This is a genomic window from Novosphingobium humi (genome assembly GCF_028607105.1).
Taxonomy (GTDB): domain Bacteria; phylum Pseudomonadota; class Alphaproteobacteria; order Sphingomonadales; family Sphingomonadaceae; genus Novosphingobium; species Novosphingobium humi.
Map to the genome: position 1 here is coordinate 404,337 of NZ_CP117417.1, position 18,854 is coordinate 423,190.

Annotated in this window: 15 protein-coding genes; 9 read left to right on the top strand and 6 right to left on the bottom strand. The window is 58.3% G+C overall.

From position 1 onward, the window contains the following. Window positions 1-12 precede the first annotated feature (12 nt). From PQ457_RS01890 to PQ457_RS01910, 5 genes are all read right to left on the bottom strand, one after another. Window positions 13-321: a hypothetical protein gene (locus PQ457_RS01890; protein ID WP_273618115.1), complete on the bottom strand. Its 309-nt coding sequence runs from the start codon at window positions 319-321 to the stop codon at window positions 13-15. 10 nt (window positions 322-331) lie between these two features. Beyond that, on the bottom strand, window positions 332-1,687 hold the full coding sequence (locus tag PQ457_RS01895) for a hypothetical protein (protein ID WP_273618116.1): 1,356 nt from the start codon (window positions 1,685-1,687) through the stop codon (window positions 332-334). Between the two features lie 247 nt (window positions 1,688-1,934). Next, complete coding sequence (locus PQ457_RS01900) at window positions 1,935-2,951, bottom strand: hypothetical protein (RefSeq protein WP_273618117.1); 1,017 nt, start codon at window positions 2,949-2,951, stop codon at window positions 1,935-1,937. 4 nt (window positions 2,952-2,955) lie between these two features. Continuing rightward, entirely contained in the window at window positions 2,956-6,468 is a 3,513-nt protein-coding gene (locus tag PQ457_RS01905; protein WP_273618118.1) for a type ISP restriction/modification enzyme, read from the bottom strand. Window positions 6,469-6,495: 27 nt separating this feature from the next. Next, window positions 6,496-9,621 carry a helicase-related protein gene (locus PQ457_RS01910; RefSeq protein ID WP_273618119.1) on the bottom strand — a complete coding sequence of 1,042 codons (3,126 nt, stop codon included), beginning with the start codon at window positions 9,619-9,621 and terminating at the stop codon, window positions 6,496-6,498. Window positions 9,622-9,860: 239 nt separating this feature from the next. On the opposite strand from PQ457_RS01910, the gene PQ457_RS01915 reads away from it, so the two are divergent. The 6 genes from PQ457_RS01915 to PQ457_RS01940 all read left to right on the top strand — a co-directional run bounded on the left by PQ457_RS01915 (window position 9,861) and on the right by PQ457_RS01940 (window position 14,216). Next, window positions 9,861-10,970 (top strand): Fic family protein, encoded by a 1,110-nt coding sequence (locus tag PQ457_RS01915; RefSeq protein WP_273618120.1) that lies wholly within the window; start codon window positions 9,861-9,863, stop codon window positions 10,968-10,970. Window positions 10,971-11,444: 474 nt separating this feature from the next. After that, entirely contained in the window at window positions 11,445-11,582 is a 138-nt protein-coding gene (locus PQ457_RS01920; RefSeq protein ID WP_273619361.1) for a hypothetical protein, read from the top strand. Window positions 11,583-11,608: 26 nt separating this feature from the next. Next, complete coding sequence (locus tag PQ457_RS01925; protein WP_273618121.1) at window positions 11,609-12,322, top strand: SDR family oxidoreductase; 714 nt, start codon at window positions 11,609-11,611, stop codon at window positions 12,320-12,322. Between the two features lie 18 nt (window positions 12,323-12,340). After that, window positions 12,341-12,949: an EthD family reductase gene (locus PQ457_RS01930; protein WP_273618122.1), complete on the top strand. Its 609-nt coding sequence runs from the start codon at window positions 12,341-12,343 to the stop codon at window positions 12,947-12,949. A gap of 121 nt (window positions 12,950-13,070) precedes the next feature. Further along, window positions 13,071-13,193 (top strand): hypothetical protein, encoded by a 123-nt coding sequence (locus PQ457_RS01935; RefSeq protein ID WP_273618123.1) that lies wholly within the window; start codon window positions 13,071-13,073, stop codon window positions 13,191-13,193. Between the two features lie 264 nt (window positions 13,194-13,457). Beyond that, window positions 13,458-14,216, top strand: a complete 759-nt coding sequence (locus tag PQ457_RS01940; RefSeq protein WP_273618124.1) for a helix-turn-helix domain-containing protein — start codon at window positions 13,458-13,460, stop codon at window positions 14,214-14,216. 471 nt (window positions 14,217-14,687) lie between these two features. Here PQ457_RS01940 and PQ457_RS01945 read toward each other — a convergent pair whose 3' ends face one another. After that, window positions 14,688-15,290 (bottom strand): TetR/AcrR family transcriptional regulator, encoded by a 603-nt coding sequence (locus PQ457_RS01945; RefSeq protein WP_273618125.1) that lies wholly within the window; start codon window positions 15,288-15,290, stop codon window positions 14,688-14,690. Between the two features lie 184 nt (window positions 15,291-15,474). Between PQ457_RS01945 and PQ457_RS01950 the strand changes: the two genes are divergently transcribed. Genes PQ457_RS01950 through PQ457_RS01960 form a run of 3 tightly spaced genes read left to right on the top strand, consistent with a single transcriptional unit; the run spans window position 15,475 to window position 18,800 of the window. Then, a complete protein-coding gene (locus PQ457_RS01950) occupies window positions 15,475-16,221 on the top strand; it encodes an electron transfer flavoprotein subunit beta/FixA family protein (RefSeq protein ID WP_273618126.1) in 747 nt (248 codons plus the stop codon). Continuing rightward, window positions 16,221-17,150: an electron transfer flavoprotein subunit alpha/FixB family protein gene (locus tag PQ457_RS01955; protein ID WP_273618127.1), complete on the top strand. Its 930-nt coding sequence runs from the start codon at window positions 16,221-16,223 to the stop codon at window positions 17,148-17,150. The genes PQ457_RS01950 and PQ457_RS01955 overlap by 1 nt, the downstream gene beginning before the upstream one ends. A gap of 3 nt (window positions 17,151-17,153) precedes the next feature. Then, entirely contained in the window at window positions 17,154-18,800 is a 1,647-nt protein-coding gene (locus tag PQ457_RS01960) for an electron transfer flavoprotein-ubiquinone oxidoreductase (protein ID WP_273618128.1), read from the top strand. The last annotated feature ends 54 nt before the right edge of the window (window positions 18,801-18,854 follow it).

Genomic DNA, 18,854 nt, shown 5'->3' on the forward strand with positions numbered 1-18,854 from the left:
GACCCGCTCAAATTAGCGTAGATGAACACTCACCATTGCTTCTGCGGCCACTATGGCCTGCTTTGCCGTCCGCAGGGCAGAAAGCGCTGCATAGGCATCTGTCGCTGCTGGGTAGGGACCAGGTGGCGGCAGGTTCGATACTGGAGTCGCAACGATACTGCCAAATGTCCGCCCGGTTGCGACTTCTGCGATTCTGCCTCCGTTAACACCAAACCATGCCGCGATATCATGCTGGCGATCACCACGCGCCAACATGCCCTTAATTGTTGCGGCATCGGCTTCGGTTAGGCGCACACCACTCGGCTTTGCTCTATAAGCCATGTCCACCTCCTCAAGCGTTCTGCGCGAGCTTGAGCAGCTCGGTTTCAAAGGCATCCAATGCTAGCGTGTAGCTGCCCTCATTCTTGCCGATCTTCTGGGCATCGCCGCTGAAGGCCTGAATCAAGACTTTGTATTTACGGACAATCTCGTCGAGGTGCTTCTCGATGAATTCGGCAGGATCAGTTTTCCATACCAATTTGCCGTCGGTCTCGGTCTTGAGCAAGGCGCGCAGACCCACCGCGAGTGGCACAATGAAACCATCAGGGTAACGATAGGCCGAATTGGTTTTACCGTAGGGTGTCCGGGGCTTGGCTTTGAGCTTGTCAGCGGGCGTAACTGCACGGAGCAAGCCGAAGCTGCCTTGGTTGCGATTGTAGGAACCGGGGAACGCCGCATAGAGCTGATCAAACAACGCCGGCATATCACCTGCAATCTTCAGCGCACTTGCAATGGCGACGTTATGCAGTTCGAAGGTTCCATCTCCCGTCTGGGTCGAAACCGCCGGATGTTCCATCAAGGCGTCAAAGGCCATCGAGCATTTGCCCTTACCACTGTAAATGTCGGCGGTACGCGGTGCAGAAAGTCCATCCGGCAGTGCAGCCACAGCCAGTGGAATCCAAGATAGGGCGACGATATCGCGCACTTTAACGTCGCCACCGTCGTTCGACTTCCATTCAACGCGCTTGGAAATGTCTGAAGGGACCTGCTCGCGCAGGTAATCGTACAAGCCCTTCTTGTTGGCCTTGGCTTCGTCCGCAAGTTGACGGTTGTTATTGCGCGCCGCACAGATTTCGAACAGCGAGCTGGTGAACGCCTCAAGTTCAATTTCATCATCGGGATCAGCAGGGATTAGTACTTCAAGCGGTACAAGGAAATCGAGCGGACCTCCTTCCCCCGCGACGGCAGTCGCTTTGAGTTCCTTCACCTTGTCGTGATGCGCGCCCCAGGCAATCTTGAACTCGGGCCAGCTTTTGACTTTTTTAAGTTCCTTGGGCTCGACGCCTGCCGCCCCCAAAATGTGAAGACCAATCGCCAGAGTGTTATGGCCACCGTCAAGAATTCCCTCGATCGCAGGGTTTTCAAAGGTCATATGGTACCGGCGACGTTCCAGTTCCCGGCAATTGGCCGAGGCCACCAGGATGCCCTTGGTCTTAAAAGGGAACAACTGCGGCGAGGTCTGGATCGACTCGATAATATCGGCAGTGATCTGCCCGACCTTTGCAGTGCGCGGGTTGGCTTCAAGATCCGCAGCGTCAAGCAGCGGCAGCAGATTGCGCGCACGCGCAAAGCCAATCAACCGCGTCACAGGCCCTTCGGTCTGGCGGTCAACGGTTTCAAAGCGAATGAGAAGCTCGTTCGGGTTCATGTGTAGTCTTCCTATCCAGGAGGACTGGCGCTGAACGGTGTTGGCATGTTCAAACCAACGGTGTGAGCAGGCGGGAAATCAAGCTCAACCGCCACCATCCGGTGACAACCCCATCCAGAACCAATCCAAGTTCTTTTTCAGCCCACCATCACGGTAAGCGGTATAATTATGCCTGATAGTAGACCAGAATGCAAGAACGTTGGCTTTCCGCCAGCGACTCGGTCCTTCGCAGGGTTCTGCGAAGGGGCTAAGCGCGACTGAGCTGGTACATGTAGGCCATAGGGTTCTTTTCCATCGCCTTGCGCTGTTTCTCGCTGAACCCGATCCCGGCGCTGAACATGTCGGTCAGAAACTTCAAGGTCGGTTCAACCGCGAGCCCTGTCAGGCCTGCGGCCAGGCCGCCAAGCGATCCACCAGCAAGAAAACCTACACCCACGGCGGCGCTCACGACGACAGGCTTGAGCACCAACTCGGTCCGAGCGATGCCGACGGCGCGCTTAAGTTCGCGCAGATGTAGATCCATCTCATCTCGGAATTCTTCGTTGATCTGATCTCGTTCGTTGGCGCTTTGCACTTGCCGCAAGCGCGCTATGTGGCTCTGCACGGAATCGGCATATGTATGCCGCCATGCCTTGTAATCGCCTCCCTTTTGCTCCCGCTCTTCGCGTCGGCGAAAATCGATCAACTTTTCGAGTGAAATGGCATTCGCGTCGATCAGTTCGAGGGTGAGCGGCACAACGTGCGATTGCGCGAGGACAGGCTCATCGCGGTCCCCGATCAGGCCATAGGCTAGCATTTTGTCCGTTACCCTTGCAAACGTAGTTCCTGCGCATGCGTCGGCTAGTTTCGCCATGATCGTGATGCCCGCTTCCTGCTCGAACGGGTAGTCGCCATTGGCAAGTGGTGCAGCGGTCATCCGGCTTTGTTGCAGCATCTCCCATGTCTCGTAGTTCAGTTTTTGCGGCCAGATTTCATATTCCTGTCCGGGCTGCAGATCATCCCGGTACTGAATCTGGCGCGGTACGCCCGCTTCCAGCATAGCCTTGATGCTCTCGTGGGCCTGGCGCTTGTTGGCATCGTCCGGAACCAGCGGCTTGCCGATCAATTCCCATGCGTCGTTCATGTCCGTGTTTCGGTACCGGATTGGATAATCCTCAAACGGCACGATTACCCGAAGCTTGTCCCACAGCAGCAAGGCGGAAGCCATGGCTTGAGGAGACTGGAGGTGCGTGTCGGGATAGTGGATCGCTGAACGCATCGCCATTGGCCTATTCCTCCCCGCCCAACTTGAACGCCCCCGGCCAGCCGCCGTGGGTTTCGATCACCTTGTCGATTTCGGCCATGATACGGCGAGTTTCGGTGAGGGCGGTGACCATGCGGCGGTAGTGGAGCACGTCTTCGTCGGTCAGGACGCGGCCATCGGATTGTTTCTTGCCGCCCTTGGCAGCGCGGTCTTTCAGCCACTTTTCGCAGGGCTGATAGCCGCCGACGTGGAACTCCCATGTGGCCAGAGGCACATCCTCGAACCAGCGGGAGGCGTTGATCATCACCTTGCCGTTTGTGTATTCGGGATAGCCTTTGCCGACACGCGCCTCGCCGCTTCCGGCGAAGCGGATTTCGGGGGTCTTTAGCGCCGGGGCTTCATCGGGCTTGAGCAGGTGCAGGGCGACCAGTTCGCGGCCCAGCGGCACGAGATCAGCAAACAACGCGCGCGATCCCGGCATGGGGATGCGCGGGAAGTTCGACTTCAGGAATTCGGCATAGCGGCTGCGATAGGTGGGCGCATGCAGCACGGTATAGATATAGTCGAACAGGTCACGCGGGCCGAAGCTCTTGGCCAGATCGCCGCGCCCGTCCCAGGGCGTGTCGAGCAGGCCGATCTGTTCGGGCTTTGGCTTGATGAATTCCTTGCCCAAGCTGCCCTGTTGGCCGCGCGGTATGCCATCGTCATAGGTCAGTTTCAGATCCGCGAAGGCGCGTTCAATTGCTGACTTATGTAGATTGGGCAATCGCCCGGAGGTTACCCCTTGATCCGCAATCCATAGTGGGAAGACCAAAGCATCGTCGAGATCCGACACATAGTCCTTGGCCACAAGTGATTCCCCAACGAGGGCATTTGACCCGGTCTCCCGACGGTTCTTTCGCAACACGCACAGAGCCAAGTTTGAAACTCTGACCAAATGGCCCATAGTTTTGAATTTCGGCTCGCAGATGAATTGCCGAAGATAGACGATTGTTCGTCGGTCGAACGGACGGTAGGCCAAACTTGCGGTGAAGTCTTCCAATCCACCGGCCTCAGCTCTCTCCCGTGCATCTGCGATCGAGAAATGAGACGTGCTACAGAGCTTCAGCTTCTTTACTAGAGCTGGCCCCTCTTCCGGTCGATTCGCGATAGTCAAAATACGACTCACCGCGTCCGCGTTAGACCAGCCTACGGCGAAATGATCATGTCTCGTCTTAATGCCCGTTCCATACCGGAAATCGCGATCCTGCGTCGGACGGCCGGTCCCTATCAACGAAAGGATGTCAGGCCATGCCTCGTAAACATCATCTCCTTCGTGTGGCTTAAGATAAAAGTGCGGTTTTACAGGGGTGATATCGACAGGGCCGAGCGCAGCAAATTGCTTTCGATCCAATATCGAGAATTTCATTTCCTGAGAACCGGTGAGGGAAACATATTGAACGCGCCCTTGATCCCCAAGCTTTGTGCCGATGAAAATGCAGTTTGGCTGCGTAATATCAAAAACATTCTCGTCCGAAGTGTCGCGATCATGAGCACCCCGTACGGAGGCGCCATGCAAATCGACAATCTGGATGTTAGCGTAGGTTCTAGCAAGTGATGCCCGCATGTCACGAAACAAAATTCCGTCGAGATATCCGGCGTCAACAATGAAAGAGAAGACGCCGTAACCACTTCTTTGTATAAGCCATTCACTGAATCTAAAGAATTTCACATAATCATTCGAAAGCCTTTGAATTTGTCTCTCTTCTCGGCCAACATTGATCTTGTAGGCTTTGAGTAAATTATCGATCCAATTATTGGAATTAACGGAGTAGCCATTATAAGGCGGGTTGCCGACGACGACGGTGAAACAGCCACATTGTTTCGCATCGTTGGCGCGCTCTGCTTCGTGCGCGAAGGCTACTTGCCGCGCGCGTTCATCCAGATCGAGCGCACGTGGCGGTTGAAGCGAGTTGGTCAGCAGGACATGCAAACGCTCGTCCGAACCGAAGGTGTAGCCGGTTTCAGAAAGTTTCAGCCCGATCTTCATATGCGCAATGGCATAGGCTGCCATCTTAAGCTCAAAGGCGGTGATGCGCGGGAGAAGGTGATGCGGAACGTAGTCGTTCCATGCAGCCTTAATCTTAGCCGAAGACTTGCCTTCCGCTTTCCATGTTTCGACCATCCGCTTGTGGATCAGGTCGATTACCTCAACCAAAAAGGTGCCCGTGCCAGTAGCCGGATCGAGAATCTGAACGAAGGGAGCCTCGGGCTTAACATGACCGGGAATGGCGATCTTGTCGTTACGGGTGGCCAACTCGGCCCAAGTGCTGGTATCTGCCAGTCCCAGCGGGAGGCTGAATTCCTTCCGCAGCCTTTCATCCACGCTACGCACGATGAAGCCGACCACGGCAGGCGGGGTATAGAATATGCCTGCATCGACTTTCTGATCCTTGTCATACTCCCTGAGGAAATCCTCATAAAAGTGGATTACTGGATCTTTCTTGGGATTCCGGTTGCCGAAATCCTCAAGCACCCGCTCCATGTTGGCTCGGTTGAGCATGTCCACGACATCGCGGACGCCCAGTTCGTCGAAGTCCATGCCACTTCGCCTGTCGCGCCCGCCGATCTTAAGGAAGCTGGCGAAGAGCTCCTTCAGGAACGGATTGGTCTTGGGCACCATGTCGGCCAAGTTGTCAGCGACAATGACGCCCTTACCGTCCTCGGCAGAGGGCCGCGATATCCGCGCTGCCAACATACCGTAGCAGATGGTCTGGGCGAACATATCGGCAAAGCCGTCTTCGTCCAGATCGTGGATTAGGTTCTTCCGGAACGCCTCAAGCATGGTCCGCATCGGACCCTTGTCGGTTTCGGCGGCAAGCAGTTGATTGGCGCGGGCGCGGATATCGCCTGCCAGCGCGGCGAGACGTTTGGCTAGCTCCTGAGAAGTGGTGATAACCTCGCGGTGACCTACCTCGAATGCGCTGGCCCACTGATTGCGCCACTGGGTTTGATCGGCTGGATCATCCGGCCATGCCAGCCGCTTGGTCAGCAGATCAGCAGCGTGCCGATTGTGAAGTGTCGTGTCGCGGTGGTTCCACCCCAACACTTTCATCGCGGGTAGATCGCCGGTTGATGCCCCATCGCTGAAATGGACGAAGGCCAGTTCGCGCTCACCCGATTTGCCGAAGTTGGCGGCGAAGATCAGGTCTTCCTTTTCCCACGCGGCGCGGTCCGCGCTCTGGCCGCTTGCGCGCTGTTTCACCACCAGCGCACGCAGGATGCGGCGCAGCACGGTCACGGACATCGCCTTGTCGTCGAACGACAGGAAGAAGATACCCCAGGGCTGGCCGGTGACCAGCGGGCGGAGCTGGTGGATTTCGCGCAGCTTGGCGGTTTCGTCCGCCTTCAGACCCAGCTCTTGCGGCTCATACTCGAAGATTACGTCCTCGAACTCGTATTCCTCGTTGATCGGCCAGTCGAGCTTGTCGCGCAGCAAGCTGACCAGGCGGGGAAAGCTGTTGACCTTGGCCAGTTCTTCGGCGGTGATGTCCGTCATGTTTTCGTTGGCCTCATTTTGTCCAGGTTAATTCAGTTCCATCCAAGCCTTCAGCACTGGCTTGACGCCCAGCGGCGCCTGAACCTTGCGCAGGAATGACTTAGCAATATGCTTTTCCACCGCGATCCGGATGTCAGAGAGCTTAGCCTCCTCCATCTGCGTAACGCGCGGTGTTTCCGGCGTTGAGCGGATCGAGTCGATGATCATCGGCGCATCCTCCCGGATTTCCCCTGATGCAACATCATAGAGATACCATTGCACGTCACCTGCTTCGGCGGTCCAGACATCCTCGCCCGAGGCATCGCTCGCCGCCTTGTCATGCGCGGGGCGGGCATAACAGAAGAAGACCTGCTTTGTGCCGGGCTTGAGGTTCTGCTTCCCTGAGAAGATGCCGTTAGGATAGGCGTTGACCTGTTCGTCAAGACCGGGGGTGGCGTTTAGCAGGTCTTGCCATTCGAGGTGCATATCCTCGTCCGGGCTGCGCTGGCCTTCGTATTGCTCGCTGAAGTTGCGCAGGTCTTCATAGTCGTCGTCCTCGCGCAGGAGTTGCTTGCCTTCGATGCCAAGCGTCTTGGAAATCCGCAAAGTCTTATGGGCAACCTTGCCGTAGAGCTTGAGCAGCTCGTCGAGATCATCAGGCGGCAGGAAGTTCCAGTAGGCGACGGTGCCGCGCAGGTCCTTTTGGTCGGGATGGTTAGCCACGATCCGCGCTTCAATTTGCGGGTTCATGCGGCGATCGACACGGCCAATCCGCTGCATCAGCCGCACCGGGTTCCAGTGCAGATCATAGTTGATCAGCCTAGTGGCATCCTGAAGGTTGAGGCCTTCGGACAGTACGTCGGTTGAAACGAGAACACGGATTTCGTTGTCGCCCTGTTCAGCGCTAGAGCTTTCATTGTAATAGGGAGCGAACCGCTGGATGATGGTTGCGCGATCGCCCTTGGTGCCGCTGTCGATTTGGTCAACGCCCTGGATCCCGGCATCCTTGAGCTGCTGCGCAACATAGCGCGCGGTATCGCCGAACTCTGAGAAGATCAGGACTTTGTGCTTTGACAGCACCGGGTCCTTTGTCAGGAGCTGGATCAGTTTCTTGAGCTTCAGGTCCTGGCTCGGTTTGAACTTCTCCAGTTCATAAAGAAAGTCCGCGACCTGTTCGAGATCGGCCAGGGTATGGTCAATGATCTCTTCGACCTTGAAGTCCTTGCGCGGGAGCTTTTCGACGGCTTCCAGTAGCTCCGGTGGAATCAGATCGTCTTCTGCCTCATCGTCGTCGAACATGTCTTTTTGAGGCGTGTAATCCAGCAGCTTGGCGTGTTTGCGCTTCCAGCGGTGGAGTTGAGCCTTTTCATGCTCGGTTTCGCAATGGACCTCCATCCAGGCGAGCAGCTTCATCAGCAGCCGCCAGCAGGATTGGCGGAACGCGTCTGCCGAACTTTCGAACCGCTTCAGGAAGCTGGTCCGAATCAGGGCAACAACTTGCTTAAGGCGACCGCGTTCGAGTGCGGTTGCAACCTCCTCGCTATCGCCTTTATAATAAGCGTATGGGTTGTAAATGCCGAGGACGAACAGCGGATCGCGCTTGTGGAAGGCCTCTGCCACCATATCGAGCAACTTGCCGTAGGTTTGGCGAACCGAGTATTCTGCAACGGTTGGCTTGCGCGGTTCAGGGAACATGACTTCCCCATCGCCTTCGCGCTTCATGCTTTCCTTCACATAACTGCGACTGCGTTGGACAACGAGGGCGTCGAACAGTGGATCGGCGGAGAGGCGGAGAGAAACATCGGCGCTGTTGAGTTCGAGCGCGCCCTGATCTGCGCGATTTCCATAAATCTCGGCTTCGATTTTCTTTTCGAGCTGGCGGATATAACCGGGCAGTGAGTGGATGCCGAGCGTGCCACCCGCGAAATGATCGGCTTGGTGCTGGGTGAACAGCTCGACCATATGCTGGAAGTCAGTGAGACGGTTGTTGATCGGCGTTGCGGTCAGCAGGAACATCTGCTTGCCTTGGGCGAGGTCGTATAGGCGCCAGTAGCGGGATTTGCGCACCTCGCCATCTTCACCCTTCGTTCCCGTATTCCGGAAGTGATGCGCTTCGTCGATAATGATCACATCGGCTTCTTCGCCAACACGATCCAGTTCTTCCTGCATCTTTTCGCGCATCAAATCGGTGTGGCTGAAAATCTTGAGGCGGCTGTATCCCTTGAACACATCGGGCAGGCGCTTGCGTAACTCACGCTCCCAAACCGGCGTCTTTGCCGATTTAGGGACAAACAGAGCGACATTCTTTTTCTCGTGAACGGCAAAGCGCTCGATCAGCATGAGCCCGATAAAGGTCTTGCCCAGACCGACGCCGTCACAAAGGAATGCTCCGCCATATTTTTCCGCGCGTTTTAGGAGCCCCCCGTATCCGTCCTGCTGGTAGCGGGCCAAAACAGGGAAAATGCGTGACGTGCCTTTCTCCCATTCGCTCGCGGTTTCTTCATGTCCCAGGAAATACTGCTGTAAGGACCGAGCATAGATTTCGAACGGCAGATATTGGCGGGCGTGGCGTTCGAAAGTCTTCAGAATTTCTGGCGTTACGTCTTCAGATTCCTCCCAATGCTCGTCGTACCATTCTTGCAGAACCGCCACGGGGGTTCCGGTAACTTGCACATTTAGTTCAATATTTTCCGTCAGGCCAGGCAACGTGAAGTTGGACGAGCCGACCAATGCACTGGAACCGATCACTTCCATGCGTGCATGAGTGATGTAGGCCTTTGCGTGAAATTTGTCCTTACGATAAACGCGGCATTCGATTTTGCCTGAACGCAGCGCGTCAACGATGGCGCCTACACCGCGAAGGAAATGATTTTTCTGCTTTTCAGATTCGAGGCTGCCGTCCAGCACATTCGACGCCGCCGATAGCGCAGCGGCAAACGCACGTTTAGTTCTGCGGGACACCTCATCCCCCATGAGGATGCGAATTTTCTCTAGTTTTTGCCATTCACCATCGAGCGCCAAGAGCGCGCCAACTTCAAAAAAGCCGGACGCAATATCGATGCTGCGCGATATTTCGCACCAATCTTTAAGATAACGCAGTGCCTTCCAATCATCTTCGCTGTTGTCGACGATGAAAAGTTCACTACCCGTACGTATGCTGCTGCGTTTTGGCATTAAATCACCTCTGCCAACAGCTTAGGCGGAGCGCTATCAGAGTTCAATGAGCTTGGTGAGGCCCTTGTGCGATGGCCTACCATTTTGGTGGTGTGCAATGGACTGGAGTTGTTGGACGTCATTGCGTGGCGCCTTTATGCGGGTAGCGATTGGCTATTCGCCGCGTGATACGCGGCGAATTTGGTTGCCCGCTGCGGCGAATGGGTGTTACAAATGCCGCAAAATTCGCGGCGAATGTGATGACCTATATCCACGAACTGGCCGATTGGCCCAATCTGCACTGGAGCAATGAGCGGCTTGCCGAGCCGCTGGCCGCCGTGCGCCATCGACAGGGGCGGCTCATTGGACGGATGGAGGCTTTCGGCTTTCCCTTGCGGGAAGAGGCTGTGCTGCGCACTTTGACCGAGGATGTGGTCAAGTCCAGCGAGATCGAAGGCGAAGTGCTGGACCGGGAGCAGGTGCGGTCATCGATTGCCCGGCGCCTGGGGATGGACATTGGCGGGCTGGTTGATGCCGACCGCCATGTCGAGGGCATTGTCGAGATGATGCTTGATGCCACGCAGAACCACGCGCGACCTTTGACGGCTGAACGCCTTTTCGATTGGCACGCCGCGCTGTTTCCCACCGGGCGCAGCGGGATGAGCCGGATCACCGTCGGCGCGTGGCGCACCGCAGCGAGCGGGCCGATGCAGGTTGTGTCTGGACCGATCGGGCGCGAGCGGGTGCATTATAAGGCGCCAGCGGCGGACCGCCTAGACGATGAAATGGCGCTGTTCCTGGCATGGTTCGAGGCGGCGGTGCCCGATCCGGTCGTAAAGGCGGGCGTCGCGCATCTGTGGTTTGTGACCATCCACCCGTTTGATGATGGCAATGGGCGCATTGCGCGCGCGATCGCCGATCAGGCTTTGGCGCGGGCGGAGGGCACGGCGCAGCGGTTTTACAGTATGTCGGCGCAAATCCGAGCCGAGCGGCAGGATTATTACGCGATGCTGGAGGCGACGCAGAAGGGTGGTTTGGACATCACGGCCTGGCTCTTGTGGTTCATTGCCTGCCTAGACCGCGCCTTTGATGGCGCAGAGACCATCCTTGGCGATGTCATGCGCAAGGCGCGGGTTTGGGAGCGGCTGTCGGATCAGCCGTTGAACGAGCGTCAGCGCAAGGTGATTAACCGGCTGCTGGATGGATTCGAGGGCAAGCTGACCAACCGGAAGTGGGCGGCGCTGGCCAAGACATCGTCGGACACGGCGCTGCGCGACATCAGCGACCTGGTCCACCGCGGGATTCTGGTCAGGGATGAAGGTGGTGGGCGCAGCACCAGTTATTCATTGTCTGTTGATGTCGATTCGTGAATGCTGGTAGCTGTCAGCAGTTGCTGTTGATGGCCTTAGCGCGCAGTGATAATAAGACCTCAGAACGTCTGAAAAGACGCCGGTTCGATTATTTTTGCAGACAACTTTTTTCAGGGCCTTTTTTGGGGCCTAGGCAAAAATGCCTTCAATCTAAATATTTGATAAATTTCTCCTAAAATCAATCTATTCGATTCCGGCTCGGCCTCCATTTTCCTGTCTGGCGACGCCTGCCGACGGTTGAAAAAATCCCTGATTTCCGCTAGTTTGAGGGCATTCGCTGATTGTCAGCGAGTGCCTCTGTTTGTCTGTAGCCGCAGACGGTGTGGGCCAGACTTGGGGCGACCAGGGCTCTTGCGCAGCGGATTGTGAAGGAAACCGGCGGACGACCGGCGGCACAGTTCGGCAATGCTCTCCTCGCCGCGCAGCCCTTCAAGCACAATCGGGATCTTGTCTTCGGTCAGGAAGTGTCGGCGCGTGGCGAATATGCCAGGCATAGCCGCGATGCAGGCCGATGGCGTGCTCCATGCCGAGAGGGGGCCGGGCAGAGCTGCGGTCATCGTAAAAGTGCAGGCAGGGCCATCGCGGGTCTGGGCAATGGATGTCACCGCGTGAGGCAGGTCGGCCAAGGGAGAAGTGGCATGTTCGATTTTACAGGGCAACGCGTTCTGGTGGCGGGGGGCAGTTCGGGCATCGGGCTGGCGAGTGCGATCCTTGCCGCGCAAAGCGGGGCGCGGGTGACGGTCGCGGCGCGATCCCCGGAACGTTTGGCCAAGGCGGCGGCGCAGATCGGGCATGGCGCGCAACCCGCCGTGCTGGATCTGACCGATGCAGAGGCCGTGGCCGGTTTCTGCGAAAGCTCTGGGGTTTGGGACCATGTCATCGTGACCGGATCGGATGTCAGAATCGCGCCGGTCCGTGAATTGCCGCTGCCCGATGCGCGTCAGGCCTTCGACAGCAAGTTCTGGGGCTTTTACCATCTGGCCCGGTCGGCGCGGATTGCCCCGGGTGGCTCGCTCTCGGTTGTCGCGGGTTTTCTGGCGACGCGGCCGGTGGCGGGGCGCGCGCTGATGGGGGCGATCAACGGCGCGCTGGAAAGTCTGGTGCGGGGGCTGGCGCTCGAACTCAGACCGGTTCGGGTCAATGCCGTCTCGCCCGCCGTGGTGGCGGGCGGGATGTGGTCGCATATGAGCGAGGAGGAGCAGGCCGCGATGTACGCGCGGGTCGGGGCCACCTATCCGGCCGGGTGCGTCGGTACGGGCGAGGATATCGCGCGCCAATTGCTGCTGATGGCCGCCACACCCTATGCCACCGGCACGATTGTCACGCTGGATGGCGGCGCCTCCATCGCCTGAGGAAGGTTCAAGAGCACCATGTTCAAGAGGATGTCAGTGCTGGTCCGGCGCGAGGGCGATACGCGGGCGCAGTTCTCGCAGGGCTGGCGGCGCCATGGGCGCTTCATCGCCGATCTGCCGGGGCTGCGCGGCTATGTTCAGAATCATGTCGAGGAGGAGTTTGCCGCGCCCGGCCCGCCTTTCCTGCGCGCGGACGGTTTTGTCGAACTGCGCTTTGACAGTCCCGAGGCGATGGCGCAGGCCTTTTCCAGCCCCGCCGCCCGCGCCATGGCGCAGGACGAGCCCCATTTCCTCGGCCATGGCTCGGGCTATGGGCTATGCGCCGATACGGGGCTGGGGGATGCGCAAAACGGCAACAAGCTGATTCTGGCCCTGAACGGCGGCGATCCGGCGCCCTTGGAGGCCGGTCTGGCCGCCATGCGCTTGCCGGGGCTGATCCGCGATGATGTGGCGGCGCTTATCCCCAAGCCGGGAATGGCGCCGCCCCAGCCGGTGTCGAGCTTTTGGCATGCGCATTGTGTTGACGCCGCCGCGGCCCGCGATGCGGCCCACAGGATTGCGGATATCGCGCAGGCCGCCCGGCTGCATGTCGCCATCTTTCGCGTCCGGACCCTGCGTTTTGCCTGATCCGGGCCAAGGCGTATCCATCAATGGCAGGCCGCTATGCGTGGTCGACAATCTGGTTGACCATTCCCGATCACCGCTGATCCAAGGCTGAGCGCTCGCGAAGCCGGGTAGGAGATGGCCCATGGCAGGCTCCTCGGGCTTGATGGGGGGCTTGGCGGCGTTTCGCGTGGCGGGCGGCAAGGTGCTCAATATTACCGCGCGCGGTCGAGGGCCGATTGCGTTGCTGCTGAGGGCGCGGACATGAATTGAAGTGGGGATTCGTTTTTATTCGGCGCCGTGAGGAACTGTGCCTTGGGGCCCCCTAATATGGATACCCAATCAGGATATGTCCAAAAGGGAAATCGATTTCCAAAAGTGAAGGCAAATCGCGCAATTGGCTGTTGTTAAAGGATTCTAAAGATTAACATAGGGGTTTTCCGTTAACATTTTGCTGCGCCATAGCCGTAAAAGTGAAGGTTTATAACGGCTCGCGATCGGGGCGTGAAACCATTTCCGGGGCAAAAATGGCATGACGGCAGTTGCGAGGATAGATAGGTGTTTAGATGTGAATCGAGGAAATAATTCACATTTGAAGCTAGATGACCTACACCAGAAGATTTTTCCCGATGAAATGAAGGTAAGGTATCTTTCGTTCAGCGACGGCAGTTCGGAGGAGAGAAAGATTTGGCTTAGCGAAGTTTTTCATTTATTTGAAGAATATTCGTACAGTGAAAATTCAACCAATTTCATTGCGACCACGTCATCCGAATTTGATGCGATTTTTATCGGGGGAAATGATGTCGGCCGGATGATCCGGGTTCTCAAATCCTTTTCGCCGATACTGAAAAACAAGCTCAAGGTCTGTATTTTGGCCAATGCCACACCGCCCAAGCGCGCGCGCGCGGTGGCGGCCGGCTTTGATGACGTGATCGATATTGAACGGACTTCGCCGGTAGAAGCTGTTTGGCGATCGCGCGCGATGTGGCGGCGCTATGTCCAATCCTTTGAGCAGCATTTCCAAGATCAGCGTCATGACAGGCAGCTTGTTGAAATCGCTGATATTTCGCGGCTTCCCCGGCGACACAAGCAGATTCTGCTGAGCCTTGTCGCGAGAAAGGGGCGTTGCCTTTCGTATCATGAAATCAGCAACATGATAGGGAACGGGATTGACGACGTGAGTGTGAAGCACATTCAAGTCCTTATCTGCCAGATCCGAAAGGTCCTGAACAAGGACTGTAAAATCGTCTGTGAAAAACAGCGTGGCTACAGAATTACATTGGAAGGTTGAGATGGCTGATATGTCTGGAGTGTGGTGTGTTGGGAAAGCTCTATAATATTTTCCGTATATATTTTTTCTGTTCTAGAGGGAGGCATATAAGAAACAGGAAAAGAACCCGCCACGATGGCGTTCATTTGATCTCGCGATGCAAGCATTGCGAAATAAGGCTATTTTATAATCCGAATGGAACATGGGAGGATTTTCCAAGCTTTGCACCAAAAGGATATGTTATCCCGACTTGAATAAAATTTTGATGATTTTAGTATTTGTAATTGTATTAACCTTTTTTTTTAATGATAATCATATTTATCGCTGACTATAATTTTTAAATTAGTAATTGCCATATATTGTGTGCAGCGCAATATATAATTGCGCTGTCTGTGTCTAATGTCGAAGGCATGCCCCTCCCCTCCCCATCTGAAACGTCAACGTATCGCACCGTTCCTGGCTTCATGCCCGGGGCGGTTTTTGCGCTTGGCGTCAGGCTTGCCCCGCGCGCATGATCGCGGCCACTTGCCGCCCGATGTCGGCGGGGCTCAGGCGGCCGGGGCGATACCAATCGGTCGTATGGTTCAGCATGGTCAGCAGCGTGTTGCGATAGATCGACAGGTCGATATGCGGCGGCAGATCCAGCTCGGCGATGATCCGGGCAAAGATCGCCTCGAAGGCATCGCGCCGCTCGATCAGCAGGCGGCGCAGCGGTTCGGGCGCCGTGCGGAAATCACTCATCAGCGGCGTGGTCAGCGATTGCGGATCGAGCTGGATTTCCAGCATCGTGACGCAGGCGGTTTCCAGCTTTTTCCACGGATCCCCGATGGTGGCGATGGCCTCCTCGATTCGCGCGCCGGCCTGATCGAGCGCATTGTTGTGCAGCTCGGCAAAGAGCGCGTCCTTCGATTTGACATGGTGATAGAGTGAGCCGCCCAGCACGCCCGCCTCTTCGCCTATATCGCGCATGGACGTTCCGGCATAGCCCTTGGCGGCGAATAGATGGGCCGCGATTTCAAGGATTTGCGCGCGGCGGTTGCTGCCCTGCTCGGTGGGCTGGCGGCGCGCGCGGGGGGTGGGCGGCGCCATGGTCATGCCCATGCTCCCGTGCCCCGCACGGCCCTGTCGGACGGCCTGGCGGTGGCGGGGCAGGAGGGGGATGGCAGAGCCAAAATACGCTTCCTCGTTTGACTGTAACAGATGTTTGGTATAGACCTTGTTCAACGGCCATGCAAGCGCCTGTGGAATCGGGTGCTGAAAGCTTAAGGGTGATGTTGCCATGAAGTGTTTGGTACCGATCAAGCGTGTGCTTGATTACAACGTGAAGCCACGTGTGAAGGCGGACGGGACGGGTGTGGACCTGGCGAACGTCAAGATGAGCATGAACCCGTTTGACGAGATCGCGGTGGAAGAGGCGGTCCGCCTGAAGGAAAAGGGCGTGGCGAGCGAGGTCGTGGTGGTCTCGATCGGCCCGGCCAAGGCGCAGGAGACTTTGCGTTCGGCGCTGGCGATGGGCGCGGACCGGGCGATTTTGGTCAGCACGGAAGAGACGGTCGAACCGCTGGCGGTGGCCAAGATCCTGGCGAAGATCGTGGGCGAGGAAGCGCCGGGTCTGGTGGTGCTGGGCAAGCAGGCGATTGACGATGACAGCAACCAGGTGGGCCAGATGCTGGCCGCCTTGACGGGGCGGCCGCAGGGAACGTTTGCTTCGCGGGTCGAGGTTGAGGGCGACCATGTGCTGGTGACGCGCGAGGTGGACGGCGGGCTGGAGACGGTCAAGCTGGCTCTTCCCGCGATTGTGACGACGGACCTGCGTTTGAACGAACCGCGCTATGCCAGCCTGCCCAACATCATGAAGGCGAAGTCGAAGAAGCTCGAGACCAAGGCGCCCGGTGATTACGGCGTGGACATCACGCCGCGCGTCAAGGTGCTGAAAGTGGCCGAACCTGGGTCACGCAGCGCGGGCGTGAAGGTGGCCGATGTCGATGCGCTGGTCGTGAAGCTTAAAGAATTGGGAGTCGCATAATGACTGTTTTGGTGTGGGCTGAACACGACAATGCGGTCTTGAAGGACGCCACGCTTTCGGCGGTGAGCGCCGCTGCGAAGCTGGGCGAGGTGCACGTGCTGGTGGCCGGTTTGGGTGTGGCTGGTGTGGCCGAAGCGGCGGCCAAGATCGCCGGCGTGGCCAAGGTGCTGGTGGCTGACGATGCGGCCTATGAACATGGGCTGGCGGAGAATGTCGCGCCGTTGATCGTCGGGCTGATGGGCGGCTATGACGCCTTTGTCGCGCCTGCCACGACCACGGGCAAGAACATCGCCCCGCGCGTGGCGGCTCTGCTCGATGTGGCGCAGATCTCGGATATCCTGAGCGTCGAAGGCCCCAGGACTTTCACCCGCCCGATCTATGCGGGCAATGCCATCGCCACCGTGGAATCCTCGGACGCCAAGCTGGTGATCACCGCGCGCGGCACCGCCTTTGGCAAGGCCGAGGCCACCGGCGGCAGCGCGACCATCGAAACCATCGCCACCACCGGGGACGCGGGCCTCTCCAGCTTCATCGGCGCCGAGATCGCCAAAAGCGAACGCCCTGAACTCACCAGCGCCAAGGTGATCGTCTCGGGCGGGCGCGCCCTGAAGGACGCCGAGACCTTTGCCGCCACGATCCTGCCGCTGGCCGACAAGCTGGGCGCAGCCGTGGGCGCGAGCCGGGCCGCCGTGGACGCGGGCTATGTGCCCAACGATTATCAGGTGGGCCAGACCGGCAAGATCGTCGCGCCCGAAGTCTATATCGCGGTGGGCATCAGCGGGGCGATCCAGCATCTGGCGGGGATGAAGGACAGCAAGACCATCATCGCCATCAACAAGGATGAGGACGCGCCGATCTTTCAGGTGGCCGACATCGGGCTGGTGGCGGATCTGTTCAATGCCGTGCCCGAACTGACGGGGAAGCTGTAAGCCATGAGCGAGATCCAGCGCGACACGATGCCCTATGATGTGGTGGTGGTGGGCGGAGGGCCTGCGGGGCTTTCGGCCGCCATCCGGATCAAGCAGTTGAACGCTGATCTGAGCGTCTGCGTGCTGGAGAAAGGGTCGGAGATCGGGGCGCATATTCTGTCGGGCGCGGTGGTCGATCCGCGCGCGATGGATGAATTGCTGCCCGATTGGCGGAGCAGCGACTGCCCGCTGGCTGAGGTTCCGGTGACGGACAACTGGCACTGGGTGCTCACCAAGGGCGGGCATTATGCGGTGCCCCATGCGCTGATGCCGCCCTTCATGAGCAATCACGGCAATTACACCGTCAGCCTCGGCAATCTGTGCCGCTGGCTGGGGGGCAAGGCCGAGGAGCTGGGGGTGGAGATCTTCCCCGGCTTCCCGGCGGCCGAACTGCTCTATGACGGTGATCGCCTGATCGGCGTGCAGACCGGCGACATGGGCGTCGACCACGAGGGCAAGGCGAAGGGCGACTATCAGCCGGGCATGAACCTGACGGCCAAATACACCATTCTGGCCGAGGGCGCGCGCGGGCATCTGACCAAAAGGGTCAAGGCGAAGTACGATCTGGAGCGCGATTGTCAGCCGCAGGTCTATGGTCTGGGCATCAAGGAATTGTGGGACATTGATCCGGCCAAACATGTGCCGGGCCGGGTTTTGCACACACAGGGCTGGCCGCTCAGTGAGAGCGAGAGCTGGGGCGGGGGTTTCCTCTACCATCAGGCGGGCGGGCAGGTCGCGCTGGGGTTTGTCACGGCGCTGGATTACAGGAACCCGCATGTCAGCCCCTATGAGGAATTCCAGCGCTGGAAGCAGCATCCCGCGATCCGCGCGATCCTCGAAGGCGGCAAAAGGGTCAGTTACGGCGCGCGGGTGATCAACGAGGGCGGGTGGCAATCGGTACCGCATCTGGCCTTCCCCGGCGGGGTGCTGGCCGGATGCAGCGCGGGCTTTGTCAACGTGCCGCGCATCAAGGGCAGCCACACCGCAATGAAGAGCGGCATGCTGGCCGCCGAGGCGATTGTCACCGCCATCGCCGGGGGCGAGGAAGGCACGCAGTTGGACGCCTATGAGGCGGCCTTGCGCGAGAGCTGGATCGCCGACGAGCTGAAACTGGTGCAGAACGCGCAGCCTTTGGTCGCCAAGTTCGGCGGGGCGCTGGGCACGGTGCTGGCGGGCGCGGATATGTGGGCGCGGTATCTGCGCATCAATCCGTTTGGCGCGATGGCCCACCACAGTGACGCCGAGGCCACGGGCCGGGCCGATCTCTACCAGCCCATCGCCTATCCCAAGGCGGATGGGGTGATCAGCTTCGACCGGCTCACCAATGTCTCCTTCTCCTTCACCAACCATGAGGAGGATCAGCCGTGCCACCTGAAACTGACGGATGCGACGGTGCCGACCCGGATCAACCTGCCGCGCTATGCCGGGCCGGAAGCGCGCTATTGCCCGGCGGGCGTGTACGAGTTCGTGGGCGAGGGGGATGCCAAACGCCTCCAGATCAACGCGCAGAACTGCGTCCACTGCAAAACCTGCGACATCAAGGACCCTACGCAGAACATCACATGGGTCGCGCCCGAAGGTGGCGGTGGGCCCAATTATCCCAATATGTGAAGGAAGAAGGAGGAAATGCGAGGGTCTAGACCCTCGCGCTCCCATTCCTGTCGG

Coding starts and splice junctions, on each gene's coding strand:
- PQ457_RS01905 (WP_273618118.1), bottom strand. CDS start 6,468: ATGACGGACATCACCGCCGAAGAACTGGCCAAGGTCAACAGCTTTCCC.
- PQ457_RS01895 (WP_273618116.1), bottom strand. CDS start 1,687: ATGAACCCGAACGAGCTTCTCATTCGCTTTGAAACCGTTGACCGCCAG.
- PQ457_RS01910 (WP_273618119.1), bottom strand. CDS start 9,621: ATGCCAAAACGCAGCAGCATACGTACGGGTAGTGAACTTTTCATCGTC.
- PQ457_RS01935 (WP_273618123.1), top strand. CDS start 13,071: ATGGCAGGCTCCTCGGGCTTGATGGGGGGCTTGGCGGCGTTTCGCGTG.
- PQ457_RS01925 (WP_273618121.1), top strand. CDS start 11,609: ATGTTCGATTTTACAGGGCAACGCGTTCTGGTGGCGGGGGGCAGTTCG.
- PQ457_RS01900 (WP_273618117.1), bottom strand. CDS start 2,951: ATGGCGATGCGTTCAGCGATCCACTATCCCGACACGCACCTCCAGTCT.
- PQ457_RS01915 (WP_273618120.1), top strand. CDS start 9,861: ATGACCTATATCCACGAACTGGCCGATTGGCCCAATCTGCACTGGAGC.
- PQ457_RS01930 (WP_273618122.1), top strand. CDS start 12,341: ATGTTCAAGAGGATGTCAGTGCTGGTCCGGCGCGAGGGCGATACGCGG.
- PQ457_RS01950 (WP_273618126.1), top strand. CDS start 15,475: ATGAAGTGTTTGGTACCGATCAAGCGTGTGCTTGATTACAACGTGAAG.
- PQ457_RS01960 (WP_273618128.1), top strand. CDS start 17,154: ATGAGCGAGATCCAGCGCGACACGATGCCCTATGATGTGGTGGTGGTG.
- PQ457_RS01945 (WP_273618125.1), bottom strand. CDS start 15,290: ATGACCATGGCGCCGCCCACCCCCCGCGCGCGCCGCCAGCCCACCGAG.
- PQ457_RS01940 (WP_273618124.1), top strand. CDS start 13,458: ATGACGGCAGTTGCGAGGATAGATAGGTGTTTAGATGTGAATCGAGGA.
- PQ457_RS01955 (WP_273618127.1), top strand. CDS start 16,221: ATGACTGTTTTGGTGTGGGCTGAACACGACAATGCGGTCTTGAAGGAC.
- PQ457_RS01890 (WP_273618115.1), bottom strand. CDS start 321: ATGGCTTATAGAGCAAAGCCGAGTGGTGTGCGCCTAACCGAAGCCGAT.